Raw genomic sequence first — 24,385 nt, forward strand, 5'->3', positions numbered from 1 at the left:
GCTAGACGAGGAGGCTCACGGGCTACCCGCGGAAAGCGAAGTCTTGCACGGAAATCATTAGCGGTATTTAGAATCCACACTGAAAATGTTCGTCTATAGGTAGTTTTTTTGTTTTGCCTCAGCTTCTTTCTTTTGTATTGTCGTGCCCGGAAAACATACCGTATGAAATGACACTGGATAGCACCGGAAATCAAGAATTATTTTACATCCCAACATAATCCATCGTTTACTTGCTCAAACTATAACATATTCATTTTAAGGAGCGAGTACGATGAGTGAATCTCAGCAGACCATGCTTACTAGTTTAAAGAACGTTCAGAGAATTCAAACAGAGCTATGGACCAGCTATTGGCAGCAGTATTCAGATTTTGGCGATTGGCAATTCTGGGTATTGGCTGCATTATTTGTGCTTCCGCTGATTGTGCTGTTTTTTGCAATAGATAAACGAAAAGCCCTGCTCTTGGGATTCTATGGATATAATGTTCATGTTTTCTTTACGTACGTAGATGCTATAGGGGCGAACATGATTAAATGGTTCTATCCATATAAAATCTTCCCGATCCTGGCGAGCTCGGTTTCACTGGACGTATCCCTCGTCCCTGTTACCTATATGTTTGTCTATCAATTCACCTTGAATCATAGTAAAAATTATTATTTATTCATGCTATTATTGAGCGCGATTTTTGCCTTTGTCTTCAAGCCGCTGCTTGTTGCCATCGGTTTATTTGAATTGAGCAGCGGGACAAATTATTTCAGCTTGTTCATCGGCTATGTTTTGGTCGGCCTGATTGCGAAATGGATCACCAATTTATTTGTTTATTTTGAGAAGAAAGCACATCAACGCAGCAATGATTGAAAAAAGGAAGATATAGAACAGATTGCTACCATGTCAACAGGCCGGATCAAAATGAAGGAGTGATTGAATTGAAGCCACTAGATAGTGATTTTTCTGAAACGCATCTTCCTTTCTTCAGCGTGAAGAGTGGAGAGGGAAGGGAAGTATGTAACGATCTTTATTACTGGACGAACCAGATTGTGAATGTCTGTTTTTATGGGGTTCCGGGAACAGAGGATTGGGTGTTGATTGATTGCGGGATGCCCCATTCTAAGGAAAGAATAATGGAAGCAGCTGAGAAACGTTTTGGTCATGCCGGAAAACCGAAAGCCATTGTATTGACGCATGGTCATTTTGACCACGTGGGATCACTCGAGCCCCTTTTAGAAGAATGGGATGTTCCTGTATATGCTCATGAGCTTGAAATCCCCTATCTTAATGGGGAGCGTGACTATCCGAAAGGGGATCCGACGGCAGATGGCGGATTAGTCAGCGAATTGTCGCCGTTTTATCCCCACCATGGGATCGATGTAGCAGGATCTGTTCAGAAGCTTCCTGATAATGGGGATATCCCGTTCATGGAAGGGTGGAAATGGATCCATACACCTGGTCATACACCGGGGCATGTCTCCTTTTTCCGGGAGAAGGATCGAATCCTGATTGCAGGGGATGCATTTGTAACGGTAAAACAGGAATCCTTGTACCGGGTGATCGTTCAAAAGAAGGAAATCAGCGGCCCTCCACGATATTTCACCATGGATTGGGAAGCAGCACAGGAGTCTGTCGGGAAAATAGCAGCGCTGAACCCGAAATCCTCAGTGACAGGTCATGGTGAAGTGATGGCGGGTGTAGAGCTGGAACGTTCTTTAAATATGTTGGCAGAACGATTTGATGAGTTGGCCCTGCCGCCGAATCGAAGACCGCATTGATCCTCAGGGCCGGAACTGGGATAAATCCGTAACCGCAGGGCACGCTAATCAAGAATCTTCAGGTAACTCGTACCCTCTTCATTCGAAGGGGGTTTCTTAACGATGAAAGGAGTGATAGGCAGTGGAATTTGATTGGATGTGGAAAGCAGTTCTCGTGGTATTGGCCGGTACTCTATTGTTGAGGGTCGCGGGAAGAAAATCGATTTCCCAGATGACTCTAGCCCAGACGGTCATTATGGTCGGTATCGGGTCTTTATTGGTTCAACCTGTAGCCGGAAAGAATATCTGGACGACAATTGGTGTCGGTCTCATTCTTGTCCTGACTTTAATGTTCATGGAATATGTGCAAGTGAAATCAGATACAGTTGAAAAGATGATCACGGGGCAATCTAAGATGCTGGTGGAAAATGGGGTACTGAACGAAAAGAATTTCAAGAAACTGCGTATGACGGTGGACCAGCTTGAAATGAAGCTAAGACAGCAGGGCGTCAGCAAGCTCTCGGATATTAAGTGGGCGACACTTGAGCCGAATGGACAAGTCGGGGTTGAGTTGATGGAGCGGGCAAAGCCCGTGACAATGAAAGAATTCGAAAAACTTCAAGCACAAGTGGAGAGACTGATCAATATGCTCCAAGCTTCACCAGAAGCAAGAACTCCTGTCAGGCAGGACCCGGGAGGAGAGGATCTATTTAAAGAAATCACACAGAATCCGGCAGTAAATCCTCCCCCAAAGCATCTTCAGTAGAAAGTTCCAATTGCATGTGAGGGATTTTTTTTCGGTCCCACTCTGCAGACTTATAAATAGTAGATATCAATCTGGAATGGAGGAAGTTCATGAAAGCAGTCACGTATCAAGGAAAGAATTCGGTTGCCGTCAAGAAGGTGGATGATCCGGTGATTGAAGATGCACAAGACATCATTGTCAACATTACCTCAACGGCCATCTGTGGTTCTGATCTGCATCTTTTTCAAGGCAATCTCCCGCTTCCGATCGGGTATGTCATCGGGCATGAACCGATGGGGATCGTCGAGGAAACAGGGAAGGATGTGACGAAAGTTAAAAAGGGTGACCGCGTCATCATTCCCTTCACGGTGGCTTGCGGAAGCTGTCAATATTGTGAGCACCATTTGGAAAGCCAGTGTGACCATTCCAACCCCCATTATGATTCAGGCGGGCTGTTCGGTTATTCAGAGAAATTCGGTAATTATCCAGGAGGACAAGCGGAATATCTCAGGGTTCCTTACGGGAATTATACACCGTTCCTGGTGCCGGAGAATTGTGAATTGGATGACGAGAATCTTTTACTACTATCCGATGTACTCCCAACGGCTTACTGGAGTGTGGAGAATGCCGGAGTGAAAAAAGGGGACACGGTCATCGTCCTCGGGTGCGGGCCCGTAGGATTGATGGCGCAGCAGTTTGCTTGGAAAAAAGGGGCGGAGCGTGTCATAGCAGTGGATTATTTTGACTACCGATTGCAGCACTCGAAGAAAATGAACCATACGGAGACCTTTGATTTCACCCAATACGATGATATGGGAGAGACTCTGAAAGAGCTGACGAAAGGCGGAGCGGACGTGGTCATTGACTGTGTGGGCATGGATGGAAAGAAATCACCTCTTGAATATATGGAGCAGAAGCTGAAGCTGCAGGGTGGAACGATCGGTCCGATTCAAATCGCCACCAAAGCGGTCCGGAAGTGCGGCACCGTTCAATTGACCGGGGTATACGGGGGGCTGTACAATATGTTTCCCCTCGGCGCATTTTTTTCACGCAATATCACGCTGAAAATGGGACAGGCCCCTGCCAGGGCTTATATGGAACCCCTTTATGAGCAAATCGTTAAAGGGGAAATCGACTCCACCTCCATCATCACCCATACCCTTAAACTGGAGGAAGCCGCAAAAGGATATCAATTGTTTAACAAGAAAGAAGATGATTGCATTAAGGTGATTCTGAAACCATGATGTGCGAGAATCACAATCTTTTAGAAAACTGCCTGAAGTAAATGAAAAATCGGGCCTGCCCGGCGGGTTCATATACCGCGGGGGAGACCCGACTTTATCCTGCGTTTATTTCACATCAAAACGGTCCGCATCCATCACCTTCGCCCAAGCTGCTGCGAAGTCATGGACGAATTTCTCTTTGTTGTCATCTTGAGCATATACTTCTGCGATGGCGCGCAGTTCTGAATTTGAGCCGAATACGAGGTCGAAGCGTGTAGCGGTACGCACGACTTCGCCAGTTTTGCGGTCGCGGCCTTCGTATTGGTTGAAGCCGGCCGGTTTCCATTCGATACCCATGTCAAGCAGGTTGACGAAGAAGTCGTTTGTCAGCGTGCCGGCGTTGTCAGTGAATACGCCGTGTTTCGTGCCGCCGTGATTGGCGCCGAGGACGCGCATGCCTCCCAGCAACACGGTCATTTCCGGAGCGGTAAGTCCCAGCAGCTGGGCTTTGTCGACGAGCATCTCTTCAGGGCTCGTTGAGTATTCTCTCTTCTGGAAATTGCGGAATCCGTCCGATACCGGTTCCAATACGTCAAAGCTTTCCGCATCCGTCTGTTCTGCGGCTGCGTCACCGCGGCCGGGGGTAAACGGAACCGACACTTCGAAGCCCGCACCTTTTGCAGCTTGTTCGATGGCCGTGTTCCCGCCGAGTACGATTAAATCGGCGATGCTGACTTTCTTGTCAAGTTTGCTTTGGATATACTCGTAGACTTCAAGGACTTTCGCAAGCTGTTCAGGTTCGTTTGCTTCCCAGTCTTTTTGCGGGGCGAGACGGATGCGTGCACCGTTCGCGCCGCCGCGCATATCGGACCCCCGGTATGTGCTTGCCGAAGCCCAGGCTGTTTTCACAAGATCGCTCATGGTTAGTGCGGAGTCGAGGATTTTATTCTTTATCCCGGCAATGTCAGTTTGGGACAGTTCATAATCCACGGTTGGAACCGGATCCTGCCAGATCAGTTCTTCATTCGGAACTTCTGGACCAAGGTATCTTATTTTAGGACCCATGTCGCGGTGAAGCAGTTTGAACCAGGCACGTGAGAATGCATCGGCGAACTCACCGGGATTCTCGTGGAACCGCCTGGAGATTTTTTCATAATCCGGATCCATCCGGAGTGCCATGTCGGCTGTCGTCATCATGGTCTTAACGCGGATGGAAGGATCTTCGGCATCCGGAGCCATATGCTCTTCCGTCATGCCGACCGGTGCCCATTGATGTGCGCCGGCATCACTCTTTGATAATTCCCATTCATAACCGAACAATAAATCGAAATAACCGTTATCCCACTGAGTCGGATTCGACGTCCAGGCTCCATCGACACCGCTTGAGATCGTGTCACGGCCTTTCCCGCTCTTGTATGAGCTGATCCATCCGAGCCCCTGTGTTTCGAGGGTCGCAGCCTCAGGGTCATCGCCGACGTGGGCAGGGTCGCCGGCACCATGTGCCTTCCCGAATGTATGACCGCCGGCGACAAGGGCGACGGTTTCTTCGTCATTCATCGCCATGCGTCCAAAAGTATCGCGGATATCCCGGGCACTGGCCAGTGGATCGGGCTTTCCGTTCGGGCCTTCCGGATTTACATAGATCAGCCCCATCTGCACAGCTGCAAGCGGATCTTCAAGATCACGGTCACCGGAATAGCGGTTGTCGGCCAGCCATTCTTTCTCCGTTCCCCAATACACGTCTTCCTCGGCATGCCAGATGTCTTCACGGCCGCCGGCGAAACCGAATGTCTTCAAGCCCATGGACTCGAGTGCCACATTCCCTGTCAACACAAGCAAATCAGCCCAGGAAATCTTGTTTCCGTACTTCTGTTTAATCGGCCACAACAGGCGTCGTGCCTTATCAAGATTGACATTATCCGGCCAGCTGTTCAGCGGGGCAAAACGCTGTGATCCCGACGCGCCGCCTCCGCGGCCGTCAGCCGTACGATATGTACCCGCTGCATGCCATGACATACGGATGAAGAATGGACCGTAGTGACCGTAGTCGGCAGGCCACCAATCCTGGCTGTCTGTCATCAGCTCATGAAGATCGTTCTTCAGCGCATCGTAATCCAGATTTAGGAATTCCTCCCTATAATCAAAGTCGTCACCCATTGGATTGGCTTTCTTGTCATGCTGGCGAAGGACACCAAGATTCAGCTGGTTCGGCCACCACTCTTTATTCGTCGTACCTCCCGGAGACCTTGACGTCGTGATCGCGCTGTCCCTGTGATGGGTCACGGGACACTGCCCTGCAGCCGTATGTTCCTTTTGATCAGGTTTATGATTGTTTTCCATCTACCATTCTCCTTCCATTAATAGGGGGTGAAATCGCAGGAATTATCATAGTATGCTGAGAGTGAATTGTGAGATAATTATAATAATTCTTAATTATCATTATAAGGGAGGGTGACGTTGATTGAAAGTGGGAAGTGTGGGCGAATGGTAAATTTTGTACCAATTGGTTGGCGGCTAAAGGGACCTGCCCCCCGGGGCTTGACTTAAATAAAAATAACCCGGTCACATAATAACAGGTTCAAATTTCGAATACCAAAACTAAAATAGCACACCCAATTAGCAGTCCTATTCGCAACTGAATTAGACTGCTAAATATAGGGGTTGAAAAATATACGGTAAATCTGCCCTGAATTTCGAATCCCTTATAACATGGTTCTTGTCAGCATGAAAATTCGCGTGATAATTGTTATACCGATTGGTGTGTTTAGATGCAGATAAATGAAGCAGACATTTTTTCATCCTTCATTGTGAGGTGAGTAACTTCTGATTGTTTAATAAGGGGAGTTATTCCCGTTATCCTGCAGAATAGGGCTAGGTTCGGGGGTTATAAGGGGAGTTTTTCCCGTTAAGGCAAAGTAGAATGGTCCAATTTCATGCTTTTGGAGTAAGTAGGGGGAATTTTTCCCTCTATTCACATTGTTTTTCGTGTTATTTCCTCAATAAAAGGAATTTCTCCCCTTATATTAGTAGCTTATTTTTTTGTAGATTTGGAAATCGTTAACCAGTGCTTATCTTGGGTTAAAACATGCTTGGAGCATATGTCTCCAAGCATGTTACTTTTTGATTTTTTGCCCGATTGCTTTATAATTTTGGTGCGAATTACTATAAGAAAAGCAATGTTAATTCATATCTTGTACTTCAAAATAGATCCCCTTAGTCACAAAAACCGGGTTCCTCTTTATGAATTTGCGATGTCTACCACTCTGCAATAGACCCGTCTTTATGGCGCCAGATGGGGTTGTGCCAGTCGACGTCGTTTTCTGCGATCCTGCGGACGTATTCTTCGTTGATCTCAATCCCGAGTCCAGGGCCCTGTGGGATTTTTACGTAGCCGTCCTCATATTTGAATACTTCTTTATCCGTGATGTAATCAAGAAGGTCGCTGCCGACGTTGTAATGGATGCCGAGGCTCTGTTCCTGGATGAATGCGTTATGAGAAGTCGCATCCACCTGCAGGCAGGCTGCCAGGGCGATCGGGCCGAGCGGGCAGTGAGGCGCGACGGCTACATCGAAGGCTTCTGCCATCGAGATGATTTTTTTGCATTCGGTGATTCCTCCTGCGTGCGAGAGATCAGGCTGGATGATATCGACATATCCATCCATCAGCAGCGGCTTGAACTGCCATCTGGAGAACATCCTTTCACCGGTTGCGATCGGCGTGGAGGTGTGATTGGCAATCTCTCTCAGTGCTTCATTATTTTCAGGGAGGACCGGCTCTTCGATAAACATCGGTCGGAAAGTTTCCAGCTCTTTCGCCAATGTTTTTGCCATCGGTTTGTGGACACGGCCGTGAAAATCGATGCCGATTCCGACATATGGACCGACAGCTTCACGGACGGCTGCCACACGTTCCAATACCTGATCGATTTTTTCGTGCGAGTCCACATATTGAAGTTCTTCGGTGCCGTTCATTTTAACAGCGGTGAACCCGGTATCGACGACTTCCTTGGCGGCAGTGCCGACATCACTTGGGCGGTCGCCACCGATCCAGGAGTAGACCTTGATGGAATCGCGGCATTTTCCACCGAGAAGCTGATGGACAGGTGCATTGAAAAATTTCCCCTTGATATCCCAGAGTGCCTGATCGATTCCTGCGATGGCACTCATAAGAATCGGACCACCGCGGTAAAAACCGGAGCGGTACATCATGTTCCAGTGATCTTCGATATGGGCAGGATCCTTCCCAATCAAATTGGCCATCAGTTCATGGACGGCGGCACGGACCGTTTCCGCCCGGCCTTCAATGACGGGTTCTCCCCAGCCGGTGATGCCTTCATCCGTTTCAATTTTCAAAAACAGCCATCTTGGTGCTACTTTAAAAAGCTCATAACCTGTAATTTTCACAATGTTAACCTCCTCAAATTTAGTGAACCGATTCTACTTTCGCTTTGAATTGACGGGCAGTCTCTGTGAGTTTCTCCAAATAGGCTTCCGTCACGCTTTCTTTCGTATTTACGAGTGAACTGCCAAGTCCCACACCTGCAGCTCCTTTTGCGATATAGTCGGCAATGTTGTTCAGGTCGATCCCGCCAGTAGGGAGTAATGGAATCTGCGGCAGCGGGCCGTGAACATCCTTTACATAGTCAGGACCAAGGGATGAAGCAGGGAAGACCTTGATGATGTCACCGCCTTCTTCGTAAGCCTGAAGGATCTCGGTGGGGGTGAAGGCACCGGGAATGCTGACGGCCCCGTACCGCTTCGTCATCTTGATCGTCTCCGTGTTGAGTGAGGGGGAAAGGATGAACTGGGCACCAGCCAGTAATGCTGAGCGGGCTGATTCCGGATCTAGAACCGTTCCTGCTCCGACTGCGAGGTCATCCCCTAATTCACTGCGGACTTTCTCGATGGAGGTGAGGGCACCGGGTGAATTGAGGGTGATCTCGATGGCGCGGACACCTCCTTTGTAGAGGGCTTTTGAAATAGCCAGGGCATCGCCTGGCCGGGATCCGCGTATGATGGCAATCATCTTTTCCTGTTTAATCGTTGAAAGAACATCCATTATCGTCACTTCTCCTTATCGTAAGGCTGTTTTCTTATATGTTGATGTTTTCCATGCTATTATCTTGAAATATCTTCGTTTTCCACACTGCTCATGAACTGCTCCAGCCGTTTCATATCGGGAAGTCCTTCATAGTCCCCTTTGACCGTCACTGTTATGGCGCCCATTGCGCAGGCACGTTTGACTGCGTCATCTATACTTTCGTTCTCCAGTAATCCTGAAAGCAGACCTGCGGCAAAACTGTCCCCGGCCCCGACTGGATCAACCACCCTTTCGACGTCAAAGCCCTTGACATAGCCGCTGGTGTGTTCTTGTGCGTAGTAGGCACCTTCTTTTCCTGTCTTTACAACGACGAGTGATGCGCCAAGCTGTAAAAAGGACGCAGCCATCTTCTCGGGATCGCTCGTCCCGAAAAGGAATTCTCCTTCACTTAAGCCGGGCAGGATGACATCAGATTGGCCGGCTATTTCCAAAAGGGTCTGTTTCGCGATTTTCTCATCCCAGAGTTTCTTTCGAAGATTGGGGTCGAAAACAATCTTGACGTCATGCTTCTTCGCAAGTTTAATACTTTGAAAGATCGTCTCTTTGGCAGACAGACTCAGGGCAGGGGTGATCCCGGTAATGAGAAGGTATGCTGCTTTTTCGATATAGCTTTCCTGAATGTCGCCGGGTTCGAGTGTGCTTGCCGCTGAATTTTCCCGGTAGTACTGGATCCTGACCTCCCCTTCACGGATGATTTCCTTGAAGAAGGTACCGGTCCGAAATCCGGGGTCTAATCGGACTTGGCTTGTATCGACGCCTTCCCCGCGGATCGACATCAGAATTCTGCGGCCGAATTCATCATCTCCAAGCTTGCTGATCCAGCCGGTTGAATGGCCGAGCCGTGCCAGTCCGATCAGTGTATTGGTTTCGGCACCGGCAATTTTGGCAGTGTACGAATCAGCATGTCTCATCAGTCCCTGTGATTGAGGGGAAAATTGAATCATCGTTTCACCGATTGCGATAACATCCATTTTATCTCCCCCTTGCTTCATTATGTGGTGTGTAGCCGATCTTCGTTGAAATCGTGCGGGCGGTTTCCGTCAGTGATTGGACGATTGCTGGTTTTCTGGAAAGCATCCTTTGCTTTGGTCCGGCGACACTGATGGCAGCAGCAAGCTCTCCTCCTGCCCCGTAGACCGGTGCTGCCAGGCAATACAACCCTTCTTCATTCTCCTCGTCATCGATGCTGTAGCCCTGCTGTTCAAATGCTTCCAATTGTGCTTCCAGCTCTTGTCGATCCGTGATGGTCTTATCGGTGATCGCATCCAATTCCGTCCCATCAAGGATTTGTTCACGGATGCGGGGAGGCATGAATGCCAGAAAAGCTTTTCCAAGGCCGGTACAGTATAACGGCTTTCTTAATCCGGGCTGTGCAGTCGTCCGGATGGACCGGTTATTATCGATTTTGGCAATATAATAAAGTTCTTCTTCTGCGAGAACAGCCATAAAAACCGTTTCCTGCACATTCTCCATCAATGTTGTTAAATGGGGTGTAGCCACCACAGACAGGTCAAAAGAATCCATTGCACTTCTTCCGATATGAATCAGTTTCGCCCCGAGCTTATACCTTTTCCCACTGTCCTGGGAGAGGTATCCTTCACTTTCAAGCGTCTTAATGACGTTGAAGGTGCTGCTTTGGGGAGAGGACAGAAGATGGCTGATTTCTTTGACAGTGAGCCCATTGGGATAGGCAGCCAGCAGTTCGAAAATATCGAGTACTCGTTTAGCAGATTTTACAGACATAGTTATTCACCTAAAATTCATATATGAGATTTTGATTCACAAATGAGAATTTGTTACTTGAACCCTATCATTTGAAAGCGTTTCAGTCAACTGTAATTGTTTTATTCAAATAATTTAAAATTTGTATTGAAGCGCTTTCACCGATATGTTACCATATGGTTCAAATCAATCACATATATGAATATAAATCCTATATGAGATTTTATAAAGGAGGAAAAAGGATGAGTGGAGGTACGTTGATACTGATCGCCGCATTAGGGGTGGCATTATTGCTGTTCCTTGTTATGCGTACAAAGCTTCAAGCGTTTCTGGCTTTGATCTTGGTCAGTTATATCATTGGTTTGGTGGCAGGTTTAAGTCCCGCAGAGGTGCTGAAGGCTGTCCAGGACGGCATGGGAGGCACCGTCGCAGAGATTGCCGTCATTATCGGGATCGGTGCCATGTTTGGTGAAATATTGAAAGTATCGGGTGGTGCAGAACGGCTTGCCCTCACCTTAATGAAGAAATTTGGAGAAAAAAGAGTCAATTGGGCATTAATGCTGACAGGTTTCATCATTTCCATACCTGTATTCCTTGATGTAGCATTTGTTATTTTAGTTCCTATTCTATACAGCTTGGCCCGAAAGACAAAGAAATCATTACTATACTACGGGATTCCACTTCTCGCCGGACTTGCTGTAACCCACAGCTTCGTACCGCCGACCCCAGGCCCGATCGCGGTATCCTCCTTATTGGGAGCGAATATCGGATGGGTGATTCTGTTTGGTTTGATATGTGGTATTCCGGCAGCAATCCTTGCCGGTCCTGTATTTGGAACGTATATTTCAAAGAAAATCCACGTGAAGGTTCCTGAAAACATGATACCTGAAGTGGAGGAAAACCCGAATGTGAAAGAGCTTCCGAGCTTCGGCATGATTGCCACATTAGTCGGGCTCCCGCTTATACTGATTCTCCTTAATACTGTCTTTGCTGCAACATTGGCAGAAGGAAATAATCTGAGAGCGACGATGGCCTTCATCGGGGACCCTGGTGTCGCCCTGACGATTACAGCGCTTCTTACATTTTATCTGTTGGGAACAAGAAGAGGATATTCGAAAGAAGAAATCCAAACGATTGCCACGAAATCACTTGAACCCGCAGGTATCATCATCTTGATTACCGGTGCCGGCGGAGTGTTCGGACAAGTTCTTGTCGAAACAGGCGTAGGCGATGTATTGGCCGAAACCATGTCCAACCTGAATGTACCGATCATCGTGTTCGCATTCGTCATTTCTTCAGCCGTCCGTATTGCACAGGGATCTGCGACAGTCGCGATGATCACGACAGCGAGCTTGATCTCGCCGATCATCGACTCACTTGGAATAGGCGGTCCGATGCTTGCACTGCTCGTCATTACCATTGCATCCGGTGCAACCATTGCGTCCCACGTGAATGACTCAGGATTCTGGATGGTCAATCGATTCTTCGGACTTACAGAGAAAGAAACACTTAAATCCTGGACAGTCATGGAAACCATCATCGCATTCGTTGGTTTCGGGGTTTCGTTGTTGATCAGTCTTTTCATATAAGTTCATATGACAAAATGAGCCTGCTGGTGTTCAGCAGGCTTTTTTGTATGGTTGATATGTCAGGCTTTTAATAGTGGAGCAGGCGGTTTCCAGGCGGCACCATCCTGCCGGGGGCAGTTCGATTGACAGGAGGAATTCGATTTTAACAGTAATTATTCGACAAAAAAGTTGGGGAATTCGTTAATTAAAAAGTGAGCGGAGTACTGGAGGGATGAACAGGGTAGGCCCTTTATTCATAGATTAGATGGGTAAGTAAAAAAACGATGAGGTGACTGCCCGTGTTTTATCATATTAAAGAATTACAGTACGAAGCGAAACCGACAAAGCCCAATCCGGTTTATGCCAAATTGATTCAAGAAATATTAGGTGGACAATACGGCGAAATTTCTGTCATGATGCAATATTTGTTTCAGGGATTCAACAGCCGAGGGGATAAAAAGTATAGAGACATGTTATTGGATCTTGGGACGGAAGAAATGGCGCATGTGGAGTTATTGGCCACGTTGATTGCCCGCTTATTGGATGGGGCTCCCGCATCTGTACAGGAAGAAGGATATAAAAGTGATCCTGTGGTTGCAGCGATAATGGGTGGAATGAACCCGCAGCATGCGATTGTCAGCGGTTTAGGGGCGATGCCTGTTGATAGTGTCGGGAACCGGTGGACGGCCGCTTATATTGGGGCAAGCGGGAATCTGCTCGCGGATTTCAGGGCGAATTTGACAGCTGAATCACAAGGAAGGCTGCAGGCTGTCAGGCTGTATGAATTGATCGACGACCACGGCGTGAAAGATACCCTGTCCTTCCTCATCGCAAGGGACACGGCCCACCAGAATCAATGGCTTGCAGCGATCGCAGAGCTTGAGGAAGCGGAGGGGGATGTCGTGGTACCGTCCACTTTCCCAAGAGAGCTCGAAAAGCAAGCTGTTGCGTATGATTTCTATAACTTGTCAAGAGGTGAGGCGAGCAAAACCGGCAGATGGGCAAGCGGGCCAAGTATGGATGGAAGATCACAATTCCAGTATTTCAGTGAGCCGGGACCGTTTGCCGGGAAACCTAAGCTTGCTCCGGCACCGCCGTATATTCACGATACGCAGAAGTTCACGAAGAATACCTTACCCGGCTATGGAATGCCTGACCCGATGATGTAAATGTGCACGGAAGGTAATTCGGTATGTATGAGAATGCAATAAGCTGGCCGTAACATGCGGCCAGCTATTTCATGTTCTGTTCAATGCTTCTTTCTCTTCTTTCCTTTATGATGCTTGACATTCGTTACCCTTTGAATAGTCTTAACTGGTTGTGAATCTAATTCTTGTAACCCGGAGGTATTCAATTGCTGAAACAAGTTTGTGAAAACAGGTGTTACCTGGGATGAAGTGCCGGAGTTTTTGATTAACGGAACCAGCAGACCCAATAAGGATTGAATGGTATTCTGGTTGGATGAGTTATCCTTAAATAGAAGCGAAGCGAGCGGCCGGATCAGATCCAAGTTGAGTGGACTGCTTTGAGGAGAAGCACCGGATGCATTGGATCCATTCCCGGTCATCTGCGGCAGAATCTTCTCTATCAGGCCTTTCAAGTCATCATTTGACTTGAGCTTTTGACCTTCTTGAGATACCTTTGAACCCTGTTCTTTAATCAGAGCTTTCAGCTGATCCAGTTCGGGATGCTTTCCATCCGTTCCTTTTAGTTGACTCTCAATTAAGTTGAATAGTTCCTCAATCAATTTGTCATTGTTATTCAAGCATGTTCCCCCTTTCTTAGTTTTTGAGGACAGAGTACGGTTCCATTTTATAGAAGGCATTGCAGCCTGATATAAAGGAACCGCACTCTATGAACTCACATAGTCATTTAGAACAACTCACCGATGACAAGGATCAATAATAGAGCGATCCCGATGATCAATGCCGCGATTGGAGCAATCCCTAATGTAATCAGGAATGCCACGACAAGCAATACAAGCAGCAAGCTGAAGAAATCAAAGCCGTCGCCCTTTGAATGAACTTGTCCAGGAGCTTTTGCACCCATACGTAATCACCTCCCTTCTTCTATCTCGATATATCATATGGAAGTAAGAGGGGAATGGTTGGTGTTCCTACCTATTTAATAGATAAAATGTGCGTGTATTGATAGAGAGGATGATAGAGCACGGGGACAGGTACCCGGTTTTTATTAGGAAAAAGCTTTCCGCGTGATCATAATTGCCGGAATCAAGTAATGATTACAATAATTAAACATTATAATAGAGTAGAAACGGGAGAGGAGGAGAGATGATGAATTTTGACTTGAATGAAGCCATGGAAGTACTGGAGAGCACCCCAAAAACACTTGAAGGTTTACTTGCGGGGCTTTCGAAAGGATGGCTGGAGTGTGATGAAGGGGAGGGGACTTGGAATGCAGAGGAGGTCGTGGAGCATTTAATCGAAGGGGAGAAGCATAATTGGATCCCGAGGTTGAACATGATCTTTCATGACGGTGAAAGGACTGTCTTTCCTGTTTTTGATCGATTTTCACACATGAGTGAGGGAACTTCAAAGAGTTTAGAAGAAAAGCTGAAGGAATTTGCTGCACTTCGCTCATCGAATGTGAATGAATTAAAAGAGTTGGTGGTTACACACGGGCATTCCCTTGACGCGACAGGACTGCATCCTGCTTTTGGCAAGGTCAGTGCACGGGAATTAGTCTCCACTTGGGTGGTCCATGATTTGACCCACCTTTCTCAGATTGTACGTGTTTTTTCCAATCGTTATCGGAAAGATGTGGGACCGTGGGAGGAGTATTTGGGGGTGTTGAGTAGAAAGGGGACATCTTGAGGAAAAGCGACTACCATGATGGGTTAAACTCATATTGATTCGAATATATGAATGCTGCCCTCTTTCTTTTTACTGGGAAAGAGGTTTTTTCTATAGCGATCTCTTCTGACAAGCTAAAGCTTTATGTCTGCCCATTGAGCAGAAGGACGCCCCAGATACATATTTCCTGACTAATTTGGAAATAGTAGGATGAACAAGTATAGAGGGAGCCTGTTTAGAATGGATTCTTTAGTAGCGGAAATCAATAAATCATTGGGAGGAAATGATGATTTCTTTCAAACCAATCAAAATTTAGGTGAAGTTCAAGTTGTGTTGATGGGTTTTAAGAGTCTGATGGATGTCGAAAAGACGATTCAAATGTTGAAAGAGAAAGTTTCAAGATTACCATTGAATCAAGTCGGAGAGAACCTCCAGGATCAAAATGACGGCATCAAGGGTATTTTAGAAGGAAAGATGATTCTTTCCATTGAGGGTTCAGTCATCAGTGTGGATGCGGTACCAAAGACACTGACTCGTTCAATCGAATCGTCCACCAATGAAAATATCGTTCAGGGACCTTTGAATTCCTTCAATGAGGATATCGATACAAGCATCGGTATGATTCGGAAGCAAGTTGTCTCTAAAGACTTATATGTAAAATCGTATGCAGTGGGCACAGGTCCGAAAAGAGCACTCTCAGTTGTGTATCGTCAAGATCAAGCCGATAAGGAGTTTGCCGGAAGCGTGATTAGGCAAATCGAGACCAATTTGGATACGTCACTTCATACCGTACAAGATGTGTCGAAGGTGTTAGGATTGTCAACGAGAAGTCTGATTTCCCCCTTCAACACCACCGAATCCCCGCAGGAAGTGTACAGAAATTTGGAAAAAGGAAAGATTGTATTATTTCTTGATAGAACTCCTTTTGCACTCGTCCTTCCCGGTCATTTCCAGGATTTGTTCTTCCTTGAAAATGACAGGAATTTTTCATCTCCCATAATGGTATCCATCAGACTTCTAAGGATGATCGGTACATTGCTCGCCCTTGTTCTCCCGGGTTTGTATGTAGCCTTGGTCGCTGTCAATCCTGAAATGCTTCGTATAGAATTGGCGCTGTCCGTTGCTCAATCCCGTGAAGGGGTTCCGTACCCTGCGTTTGTGGAAGTCATCATCATCCTGCTGATTCTCGAATTGATCCTTGAGGCGAGTATAAGGCTTCCTAAAAGCATTGGTCCGACCATAACGATGGTAGGAGGAATCATTCTTGGACAGGCAGCTGTAGAAGCAAGACTTGTAAGCAATTTATTAATCATTATCGTGGCTGCGACAACGATTGCCAACTCGACGATCATCGGCTTTCAGAATTCCATCTCCATCCGGATCTTTAAATATCTTATCTTGATTCTTTCATCTATCTTTGGTGTATTCGGAGTATTGGCGGGGTTGTTTTTAGTATGTTCATACTTTGCCGGTATCAGCACTTTTGGGATGCCATATCTCAATCTTAAAGGGGATGGTAAAAGTGGATAAAAGCTGGTATGTAGTCTCCATGTTCATGTTAACTCACATTGGTCTCATTCTATTTTTGTATCCTGCGAATATCATTGCAAGTTCCACTCAGGGACAATGGATTCCGATTATGGTCGGGGTCTTCATACATTTTCTCCTCCTATTCATACTATTGAAGGGGCTAGACCGTTTTCCCGGACAGGACATCATTGCCATCTATCAACGTGCGGGCAAGCTGGTTTCCTTCATCTTTTTGTTTCCTGTCTTCCTTTATTTTTTTATGGCGAATATCATTACGGTCCGGGCTTATTCCGAAGTTGTCACCATCGTCTTTCTCTCAAACACTCCATTGGGGGCCATTATGGCGCTTCTTCTCGTCCTTTCGAGCTATTTAGCGATCAAGGGAGTGGAGGCAATCTTTCGGGCGGGAATCCTTCTTTTTTTATTTCTTTTTCCTTTGATTTTTTTCATTTTATTAGTTTCGTTTAAGAATGTGGATTGGCATTATGTGTATCCATTATGGAATAAGGATTTCTCGTTCTTGACAGCCCCATCCTATTTACAGAGCTTCTTTGCCATTGGAGGGGTGTTCCTGTTCCTGGGGTTTATCCAACCGCTCATCCCTTATCAAAGAAAATATGTATTCCTGGCGGCAGCTGCCATTTTCCCTGTGTTTATCTTGTCTGTCTATATCCCGGTTTTAACATTTGGGGAGGCAACCGCTTCGAAGTTTATGTTTCCATTTATCATGACCGTCGATGCAATCAATTTGACATGGTTCATGTTCGATCGCCTTACGATGTTTTTTTACTCAGTATTGTCATCTTTATCTTATTGTTTATTTCACTCGTATTATGGATGAGTGTCAAGATTGTGCATACTTGTTTGCTTCCATCCATTAAACCTGCGTACCTGATCTTGAGCATGTCGATGATCATTTATCTTATTTGCCTGGGTATTCCTGTTTGGAGTGATGTTGAACTTCTCTTTAAATGGAATACACCGTTAAGGTTCTTTGTCATATTTGGAGTGCCCATCTCAATTTATTTGAATGGCATCAAAACAGGGAAGGAGGGTTCAAATTGAAAGGTGTTAAAATGATTGTCTGCTCGTTGATCATAATGGTCATGTTCGCGTTGAGCGGGTGCTGGGATACGAGGGATATTAATCATCGAGTGATGCCGGTTGTGCTGGGTATTTCTATGGAGGGAGAGAAATACAAGGTCTATTTACAGATTCCCCTGCCGCAGAAAGACACGATTCAAACGAAGATCGTCACCGGTGTAGGGGAAACCATCAATGAAATTGTTGATGACATCAGTACGAATATGGAAAGCAGTGTTGATTTGCTTCATGTAAAGGTCATCGTAATCGATCGTCACTTTGCAGAGGAAGGGACGAAAGATCTTATAGCAGGAATCATGAGGTCCAGGGATGTATCGTCCAAAGCCATGGTCGCCATCTGTGACGATGATATCGAACAATTCTTCTGGAGCATGGAGAAAAACACATCCCCCCAGGGGACTTCACTCCTCGACTTCTTTGAGAAAAACGCAGGGTGGGATCCGCAAATCGCCTTAACGAGGGTATGGCAGGTATATCGAAGCATCCACTCCTATACACGGGATGTGGCGATTCCGATGCTCCGCCGCGGGGAAACGACGTTAGTGGAACATGTTGGTTCAGGGGTCATTAAGAATGGAAGAATGGTCGAACAAATCGATAATAATGAAACTCTTCTATACAATGCATTCAATGGGGAAAGCACTCAAGGTAAGATAGAGGTGACCAACAAAGGGAGTGTCCTGATCCTCGGTAACAAGATGGATTATACAAGTAATGTGAAGGACGATACCCCCTTCTTGCGATCCAAAATAAGTTTGAATGTCATGATCCTCGAGACAAAAGGGAGCCCGTCAAGGAAAATGATCGAAAAGGAATTGGAAAAAATACTATCCGACCGGTTAAATAATATGAACAAAAAACTTCAGGAGAGCGAGGCGGATATCTTAGGTCTTGGTCAATTATTCAGAAAAGAGATCCCGAGGATGGATTTGGAAGACTGGCGTTCGAAGTATTTTCGTGAATTGTCCACAGACTTTATCGTTGATGTGAAAATCCGGAATAGCGGGAATTTAAAGGGGCCGAAATGAATGGACATGCCCAGATATATAAGTTAGTACATATTAGGATTCGTTGAAGGTAGTAGTGAGCAAAGGATTTTAGGCTGAAACTGGTTTTAGTTTTGAAAATGATAGGTATATACTTCGGTCTTGCTTCGTTACAGGAGCAGGGTCTTTTTTTGTTTGCAACTTGATTTTATACCTTTATTAAGATTGCTGCCTGAATCAGCTTTTATATATTCTCAACTTCGCTATAAAAATTAACACCCCTCATCCACTGCTTTTGGTGAAAATTTTACTTGAATTCTCTCCCTTAACCCCATTCTATCTAGTACTTTTACCCCGATGTTTCCCAATGTCGAAAGAGAAGGAAATAAGGGATTTTCTCCGAATTTAACAGGTATACCAAAAAAAGGAGGATTCCCTATGAATCTGAAAAAAATTCTTACCGCTGCACTCGCAATATCCATCACCGCTGCACCAGCGATCGGCATGGCAAAGGTACCATCTGAATTAGGCCATCATGATCATGAACATTCATCGAATGCTTCCACGTACATCGAATCCCTGCCGAAAGCGAAGGAGTACGCGCCTGATAAAGGACCGGCGAAAATCGAGAAGTCTACTAGTGTCGTAGAGTTGAATGAAAAAGGGAAAGTAATCGATAAGACAGTAACGAAGAGCAATCTTCCAAAAGATACGAGCAAAAAAGCGAAAGCACAGGCAACAAGGACAGTTACCGTGCTGGCCGTTGCCGATGAAGAATATCGTGCTGCTTACGGGGATTGGCAAAGCCGCGTGCAGCAAATCGTAGAGAATGCGGATAATGCCTTCACGCGCGACCATGGCATCGATTTCCAGGTGCAGGCAGTCGGGAACTGGACATCTCAAGGCGGGAACAGTTCTCAGATCCTGTCAGACTTGAGCAGGGACTGGTCGGGCTACAATTATGACTTTGTCGTAGGTTTCACAAGAGACGTGAATTTCGAAGCCGGCGGGATTGCCTACGTGTACTCGTCCGATCCGGGAGCGGCATTCAGTGTGAATCTCGACCAGGGTGTCACGAACACGTCCAAAGCGGCTCAGCATGAGTTCTCCCACAATTATGGATTGGGACACGACGCACAGGGCAGCGGGATCCGTTGTATCATGAACTATGACTATTCCTATTCAGTCGACTACTGGCATCCTGCCCATAACACGCAGATCCAAAATAATAAGTATTGGTATGGAATGTAATGGGAATTGGAATTGGAATTGGAAGGGGGCTGCACTCTGGTAGAGTGCAGTTCTTTTTTTGTCCTTAAACAAGAAGGAAGGTGATGAACATTAATTTTCACCTGTTAAATTTGTTGATAGATTCACCTGCTGAAAATAGTGATAATTTCACCAACTGAATAGAAGCAGAAGCAAGAGAGCCAACCTCCAACCTGACGGCCAAAATTGATTAAAACGAAGGAGGGGTCACGGAAAATAAAATGGCTGCATGGCCGTTAAAATCGTTTACCCATCTATGTTTCATATAAGAAGGAATCTTGACACTGTCCCCTGTTTCAAGGATGTATTCCTCTCCTTCCAAATGGATACGTATTTTCCCCACGGTGACAAAGGCGACCTCCTCGCCCTGATGTCCCAGGAGCTTATCCGATGAGGCGCTGTCCGGAGGGAAGTTCATGATGGCGGCGGCCATTTTCCCTGAAATATCCGGAGAGATCAATTCATAGGATACATCATCAATTATCATTTTCTTTCGATGCTGCGACCGGACCACCAATTCTTCCGTATTCACTTCTTCCAGCAAGAATGTGAAAGTGGGAACTTGAAGGGTTTTGGCAAGGACTTTGAGTGTCTGGATCGAGGGATTCGCAAGTCCCCGTTCAATCTGACTTAACATCGAAGGGGTGATTTCTGCCCTGTTTGCCAATTCCCTGATGCTGAGACCGTGCGATTTTCGATATGTTTCTACCTTTTTACCGATATTTATCTTTTCCATATGTCACTCCGTTAAAAATAATTTAATTTAACTAAATTCAAATGAACACTACCGATGAGAATGTGTTAAAATAAATTAACTTTTGTTAAATTATATTTTAACATATTAGTCGGGAGGATTGAATGAAATGAATGAATTCCTTACGTTTATTCTGCTTTCGCTGTTTGTGGTCATGAGTCCCGGGATCGACACGGCTTTACTGACAAAGAGGACGATTTCGGATGGGAAGGGTGACGGGTTCAAGATGGCGCTTGGGATCACTTCCGGTTCACTCGTCCATACCTTCGCAGCAGCGTTCGGGCTCTCGGCCATCCTCATGCAGTCGGCTGCCGCCTTCGAAATCATTAAGTATGTGGGAGCCATTTACCTGATTTATCTTGGCATTACATCATTTCTTACTAAAAAGGAAAACAAAGTGGAGGAAGTGGATCAGCGAGCGGTCAAAAGGTCGGCGTTCAAGCAGGGACTGTTCTCTAATGTCCTTAATCCAAAAGTCGCTATCTTCTTCCTGACATTCCTGCCTCAATTCATCCATGCAGAATCAGGCGCCGCCAAACAGCTCATCCTGATGGGCATGATCTACACGCTGCTTTCGATCACGTGGTTCTTCCTGTACGTCTTCTTCATCAACTACCTGCGCACATGGCTCACCACCCCGAAAGTGCAGGGCTGGATGGAAAAGGCCACTGGAATCGTCTTGATCGGATTCGGGCTGAAATTGGCCTTCGAGAAACAACCGTAAGTGGGCGGGTTGTAGTTTATGGCTCTAATTCAATGCCCGTTCCGTACTGCAAGAAAGCTTAACTGCAGTGCGGGACGGGTACTTTTGTTTTGTGGGGCAGGGATCTTCCCGCTTTTTTGTGATAAAGCCCCGATCCGATTTTATGTGTCACTAATAATTATTCTAATCATATACGTAAACTTCGGATTCACGGGCAAACTTCATGAACCTAGAAGACCACCGCGTCTGTTTGACATCACTTTCTCATGCACCTATAATATGTATATATGATTATGTATTCACATATGAATTACATGCTGAAGGGGGAATGAATATGGGACACGACCACAGTCATGACCATGCGCATGGTGCCAATAAGAAAGCGCTGATGTTCAGTTTTATCATCATTACGGGGTATATGATTGTTGAGGCGATCGGCGGATTCATGACCAACAGTCTTGCACTTTTATCCGATGCGGGTCATATGCTGAGTGACTCAGTTTCTCTCGGAGTAGGTTTGGCTGCATTTGCGTTGGGGGAAAAGGCGGCCGACTATAGTAAAACGTATGGATATAAACGCTTTGAAATTTTGGCTGCTGTCTTTAACGGGGTGACCCTCGTCATCATTTCGCTTTATATTTTCTATGAAGCGTATCACCGATTTACGGAGCCTCCGGAAGTGGCGTCGGGTGGAATGCTGATCATTGCTTCAATCGGATTAGTGGTCAATATCATTGTTGCCTGGATGTTAATGAGAGGAGATACAGAGGATAATTTGAATGTACGGGCGGCCTTTCTTCATGTGCTTGGAGATCTGCTTGGCTCTGTAGGGGCGATCGTGGCTGCATTGCTCATCATCTTTTTCGGCTGGGGCTGGGCCGATCCGGCAGCGAGTGTCATCGTGGCAGTCCTTGTATTGATAAGCGGATGGAGAGTGACAAGGGATGCGGTCCACGTCTTAATGGAAGGGACGCCAAAGAATGTGAAGTTGGATGAGGTGATCGCTGCCCTCGAAAGCGTTCAGGGAATCCATAGTATCCATGATCTTCATGTATGGAGCATCACCAGCGGGCAAAACGCACTTTCTTGTCATGCGGTAGTGGATGGGGGATTAACTATCCAGGAAAGCGGGAAACTGCTTGGCACAATTGAACACGAGCTGGAGCATAAAGGCATCGGTCATGTCACCATTCAGTTTGAGAATGGTGAACACCATCCTCAAATGGATTCAGTGATGTGTCAACACCATAAGGAATCTTCTCCTCACGAGTATTCATAGTGCAAGGGGAAGATGTCAGTTGATTCGGTCGTCCCATTATTTGTGATCCGATCGACCTGTTTTCAAGACACGTTCCGCACTCCAGTAAACTTTACCGTAGTGCGGACCCGGGGGATCTGTCCTATGGCCAGTCCTGACACCATCACAAAAACCATTGCCACCCCGCGATTCCTCTGCTACTATTATCTTACATATAATAGAAACGGGGGTTTTTCTTTTGACAGCTTCGATGAGATTGCGTTCCGGTAATTCAATTGCTAATTGAATACGTTTGGGGCTCTGCCTATGTTCAGGGCGATGGGATGGATCTGTCTGTCTTTAAGAAAAACCTGTGTCAGACGGTTATTTTTTAAAAGAGGGGAGGAATCTCCCTTCTTTTTTAGTGTCTTTATATAGGCTGGGTTGTTTTTAACAATTATATAGAAATGAGTGATGGGAAATGGATATGGTCAATCATAATGAGAAAGAGAATTGGTTAAGGAATATCATTCTCTTTCTGAGCAGTCAGACGATTTCGCTGTTCGGGTCTGCTCTGGTGCAGTATGCCATTATGTGGCATATCACGCTGACAACGGAGTCCGGTCTGATGATGACGCTGTTCATCATTTGCGGGTTTATCCCGACCTTCCTTTTGTCACCGGTTGCGGGGGTCTGGGCGGACCGCTATAACCGGAAGCTGCTGATCGTGCTGGCGGATGGGCTGATTGCATTTTCGACACTGATTCTCGCCATTCTCTTTATGATGGGATATGAATCAATCTGGCTCCTGTTTGTCATGGCGGCGGTCCGTGCGCTTGGTACCGGCATCCAGACACCTGCTGTCGGAGCGATTTTGCCGCAGATTGTACCGAAGGATAAGCTGACGAAGGTGAACGGGGCAAATGGGAGCATCCAGGCGGTCATCATGTTTGTGGCTCCGATGGTCAGTGCGGCACTGCTCGCGATGTCTTCGATTGAAATCATCTTTTTCATCGATGTGATTACGGCAGCGATTGCCATCTTCACACTGATGGCCTTCGTGAAGATTTCAGTGCATCAGAAGGCAGCGGAAAAGCAAACGACGAGCTATTTCAGTGACTTTAAGCAAGGGCTGCAATACGTGAACAGCCACGGGTTTCTGAAGAAGTTCTTCCTGTTCTTCTCCATCTTCTTTGTGTTGATGGCTCCTGCAGCCTTTTTGACGCCGCTGCAGGTGACGAGAAGTTTCGGCGATGATATCTGGAAGCTGACCGCCATCGAGATCGCCTTCTCGATCGGCATGATGGCAGGCGGCGGGATCATCGCTGCCTGGGGCGGTTTTAAAAATAAAATCGCGACGATGACGTTCGCAAGTCTGATCATGGGGTTCTGCACCTTTTCGCTCGGCATCGTCCCGATTTTCTGGATGTATCTGGTGTTCATGGTGCTGTTCGGAGTGGCGATGCCGATTTTCAACACACCGACCATGGTGCTGCTGCAGGAGAAAATTGAAGAGAATTATCTCGGAAGGGTGTTCGGGGTGATGGGAATGATCTCGACTTCGATGATGCCGATCGGAATGCTTATCTTCGGTCCGGTTGCTGACATCATCGACATCGAATGGCTCCTTATAGGAACCGGACTTCTGACGATCATGCTTTCTGTCATGCTCGGACGCGACCAGGTCTTGATCGAAGCGGGCAAGCCTGTGTTGAGCAGTGAAACATAAAGTGCAAGGAAAGGGCTGTCATCGTGGCAGCTCTTTTTTTCTGTATAAAACGGGACAAGGTACCTGTCCCCATGGCACTATTTCTGCAGGGAAAAAAGGTACAGCGCCGCTTAACGAGAATACTACTACTAAACAGGATACCAATTAGGAGGAATCCA

Annotated in this window: 22 protein-coding genes; 14 read left to right on the forward strand and 8 right to left on the reverse strand. The window is 46.5% G+C overall.

Features of this window, described 5'->3' with window-relative positions; translation table 11 throughout:
- The first annotated feature begins 271 nt into the window (after window positions 1-271).
- The 4 genes from V6B33_RS00005 to V6B33_RS00020 all read left to right on the forward strand — a co-directional run bounded on the left by V6B33_RS00005 (window position 272) and on the right by V6B33_RS00020 (window position 3,732).
- Window positions 272-856 (forward strand): CBO0543 family protein, encoded by a 585-nt coding sequence (locus V6B33_RS00005; RefSeq protein WP_334215693.1) that lies wholly within the window; start codon window positions 272-274, stop codon window positions 854-856.
- 68 nt (window positions 857-924) lie between these two features.
- Window positions 925-1,764, forward strand: a complete 840-nt coding sequence (locus V6B33_RS00010) for an MBL fold metallo-hydrolase (protein WP_334215694.1) — start codon at window positions 925-927, stop codon at window positions 1,762-1,764.
- Window positions 1,765-1,885: 121 nt separating this feature from the next.
- Window positions 1,886-2,509, forward strand: a complete 624-nt coding sequence (locus V6B33_RS00015; protein WP_334215695.1) for a DUF421 domain-containing protein — start codon at window positions 1,886-1,888, stop codon at window positions 2,507-2,509.
- 89 nt (window positions 2,510-2,598) lie between these two features.
- Complete coding sequence (locus V6B33_RS00020) at window positions 2,599-3,732, forward strand: zinc-dependent alcohol dehydrogenase (RefSeq protein ID WP_334215696.1); 1,134 nt, start codon at window positions 2,599-2,601, stop codon at window positions 3,730-3,732.
- Between the two features lie 105 nt (window positions 3,733-3,837).
- Here the strand turns inward: V6B33_RS00020 and katG are convergent, their stop codons facing one another.
- The 5 genes from katG to V6B33_RS00045 all read right to left on the reverse strand — a co-directional run bounded on the left by katG (window position 3,838) and on the right by V6B33_RS00045 (window position 10,555).
- Window positions 3,838-6,051 (reverse strand): catalase/peroxidase HPI, encoded by a 2,214-nt coding sequence (gene katG / locus V6B33_RS00025; RefSeq protein WP_334215697.1) that lies wholly within the window; start codon window positions 6,049-6,051, stop codon window positions 3,838-3,840.
- A 915-nt stretch (window positions 6,052-6,966) separates the two neighbouring features.
- Window positions 6,967-8,115 (reverse strand): galactonate dehydratase, encoded by a 1,149-nt coding sequence (gene dgoD, locus V6B33_RS00030; RefSeq protein ID WP_334215698.1) that lies wholly within the window; start codon window positions 8,113-8,115, stop codon window positions 6,967-6,969.
- 19 nt (window positions 8,116-8,134) lie between these two features.
- The gene (locus V6B33_RS00035; protein ID WP_334215699.1) at window positions 8,135-8,770 is read right to left on the reverse strand and encodes a bifunctional 4-hydroxy-2-oxoglutarate aldolase/2-dehydro-3-deoxy-phosphogluconate aldolase; all 636 of its coding nucleotides are present in this window, start codon (window positions 8,768-8,770) and stop codon (window positions 8,135-8,137) included.
- A gap of 59 nt (window positions 8,771-8,829) precedes the next feature.
- Window positions 8,830-9,783 carry a sugar kinase gene (locus tag V6B33_RS00040; RefSeq protein ID WP_334215700.1) on the reverse strand — a complete coding sequence of 318 codons (954 nt, stop codon included), beginning with the start codon at window positions 9,781-9,783 and terminating at the stop codon, window positions 8,830-8,832.
- A gap of 1 nt (window position 9,784) precedes the next feature.
- Window positions 9,785-10,555 carry an IclR family transcriptional regulator gene (locus V6B33_RS00045; RefSeq protein ID WP_334215701.1) on the reverse strand — a complete coding sequence of 257 codons (771 nt, stop codon included), beginning with the start codon at window positions 10,553-10,555 and terminating at the stop codon, window positions 9,785-9,787.
- 221 nt (window positions 10,556-10,776) lie between these two features.
- On the opposite strand from V6B33_RS00045, the gene V6B33_RS00050 reads away from it, so the two are divergent.
- Both V6B33_RS00050 and V6B33_RS00055 read left to right on the forward strand, forming a co-directional pair.
- A complete protein-coding gene (locus V6B33_RS00050) occupies window positions 10,777-12,123 on the forward strand; it encodes a GntP family permease (protein WP_334215702.1) in 1,347 nt (448 codons plus the stop codon).
- Window positions 12,124-12,401: 278 nt separating this feature from the next.
- Window positions 12,402-13,271, forward strand: a complete 870-nt coding sequence (locus tag V6B33_RS00055) for a manganese catalase family protein (protein ID WP_334215703.1) — start codon at window positions 12,402-12,404, stop codon at window positions 13,269-13,271.
- An 80-nt stretch (window positions 13,272-13,351) separates the two neighbouring features.
- On the opposite strand, the gene V6B33_RS00060 is transcribed toward V6B33_RS00055, so the two are convergent.
- The gene (locus tag V6B33_RS00060) at window positions 13,352-13,867 is read right to left on the reverse strand and encodes a hypothetical protein (protein ID WP_334215704.1); all 516 of its coding nucleotides are present in this window, start codon (window positions 13,865-13,867) and stop codon (window positions 13,352-13,354) included.
- Window positions 13,868-13,974: 107 nt separating this feature from the next.
- Window positions 13,975-14,151, reverse strand: coding sequence for a hypothetical protein (locus V6B33_RS00065; protein WP_334215705.1), 177 nt, complete (start codon window positions 14,149-14,151; stop codon window positions 13,975-13,977).
- A 245-nt stretch (window positions 14,152-14,396) separates the two neighbouring features.
- Here V6B33_RS00065 and V6B33_RS00070 point away from each other — a divergent pair, with 245 nt between their 5' ends.
- The 5 genes from V6B33_RS00070 to V6B33_RS00090 all read left to right on the forward strand — a co-directional run bounded on the left by V6B33_RS00070 (window position 14,397) and on the right by V6B33_RS00090 (window position 19,786).
- Window positions 14,397-14,936 (forward strand): DinB family protein, encoded by a 540-nt coding sequence (locus V6B33_RS00070; RefSeq protein WP_334216387.1) that lies wholly within the window; start codon window positions 14,397-14,399, stop codon window positions 14,934-14,936.
- Between the two features lie 219 nt (window positions 14,937-15,155).
- Complete coding sequence (locus V6B33_RS00075; protein WP_334215706.1) at window positions 15,156-16,445, forward strand: spore germination protein; 1,290 nt, start codon at window positions 15,156-15,158, stop codon at window positions 16,443-16,445.
- Window positions 16,438-17,286, forward strand: a complete 849-nt coding sequence (locus V6B33_RS00080; protein ID WP_334215707.1) for a GerAB/ArcD/ProY family transporter — start codon at window positions 16,438-16,440, stop codon at window positions 17,284-17,286. Before V6B33_RS00075 ends, V6B33_RS00080 begins: the two co-directional genes overlap by 8 nt.
- A 220-nt stretch (window positions 17,287-17,506) precedes the next feature.
- On the forward strand, window positions 17,507-18,577 hold the full coding sequence (locus V6B33_RS00085) for a Ger(x)C family spore germination protein (RefSeq protein ID WP_334215708.1): 1,071 nt from the start codon (window positions 17,507-17,509) through the stop codon (window positions 18,575-18,577).
- Between the two features lie 462 nt (window positions 18,578-19,039).
- Window positions 19,040-19,786 carry a zinc-dependent metalloprotease gene (locus tag V6B33_RS00090; protein WP_442915453.1) on the forward strand — a complete coding sequence of 249 codons (747 nt, stop codon included), beginning with the start codon at window positions 19,040-19,042 and terminating at the stop codon, window positions 19,784-19,786.
- A 208-nt stretch (window positions 19,787-19,994) separates the two neighbouring features.
- Here V6B33_RS00090 and V6B33_RS00095 read toward each other — a convergent pair whose 3' ends face one another.
- Window positions 19,995-20,540: a helix-turn-helix domain-containing protein gene (locus V6B33_RS00095; protein ID WP_334215710.1), complete on the reverse strand. Its 546-nt coding sequence runs from the start codon at window positions 20,538-20,540 to the stop codon at window positions 19,995-19,997.
- A 127-nt stretch (window positions 20,541-20,667) separates the two neighbouring features.
- Here V6B33_RS00095 and V6B33_RS00100 point away from each other — a divergent pair, with 127 nt between their 5' ends.
- From V6B33_RS00100 to V6B33_RS00110, 3 genes are all read left to right on the forward strand, one after another.
- Window positions 20,668-21,282, forward strand: a complete 615-nt coding sequence (locus V6B33_RS00100; protein WP_334215711.1) for a LysE family translocator — start codon at window positions 20,668-20,670, stop codon at window positions 21,280-21,282.
- 307 nt (window positions 21,283-21,589) lie between these two features.
- The gene (locus tag V6B33_RS00105) at window positions 21,590-22,540 is read left to right on the forward strand and encodes a cation diffusion facilitator family transporter (RefSeq protein WP_334215712.1); all 951 of its coding nucleotides are present in this window, start codon (window positions 21,590-21,592) and stop codon (window positions 22,538-22,540) included.
- Between the two features lie 439 nt (window positions 22,541-22,979).
- Window positions 22,980-24,227, forward strand: a complete 1,248-nt coding sequence (locus tag V6B33_RS00110; protein ID WP_334215713.1) for an MFS transporter — start codon at window positions 22,980-22,982, stop codon at window positions 24,225-24,227.
- The last annotated feature ends 158 nt before the right edge of the window (window positions 24,228-24,385 follow it).

The organism is Mangrovibacillus sp. Mu-81, assembly GCF_036867415.1.
Lineage (GTDB): Bacteria > Bacillota > Bacilli > Bacillales > Bacillaceae_B > Rossellomorea.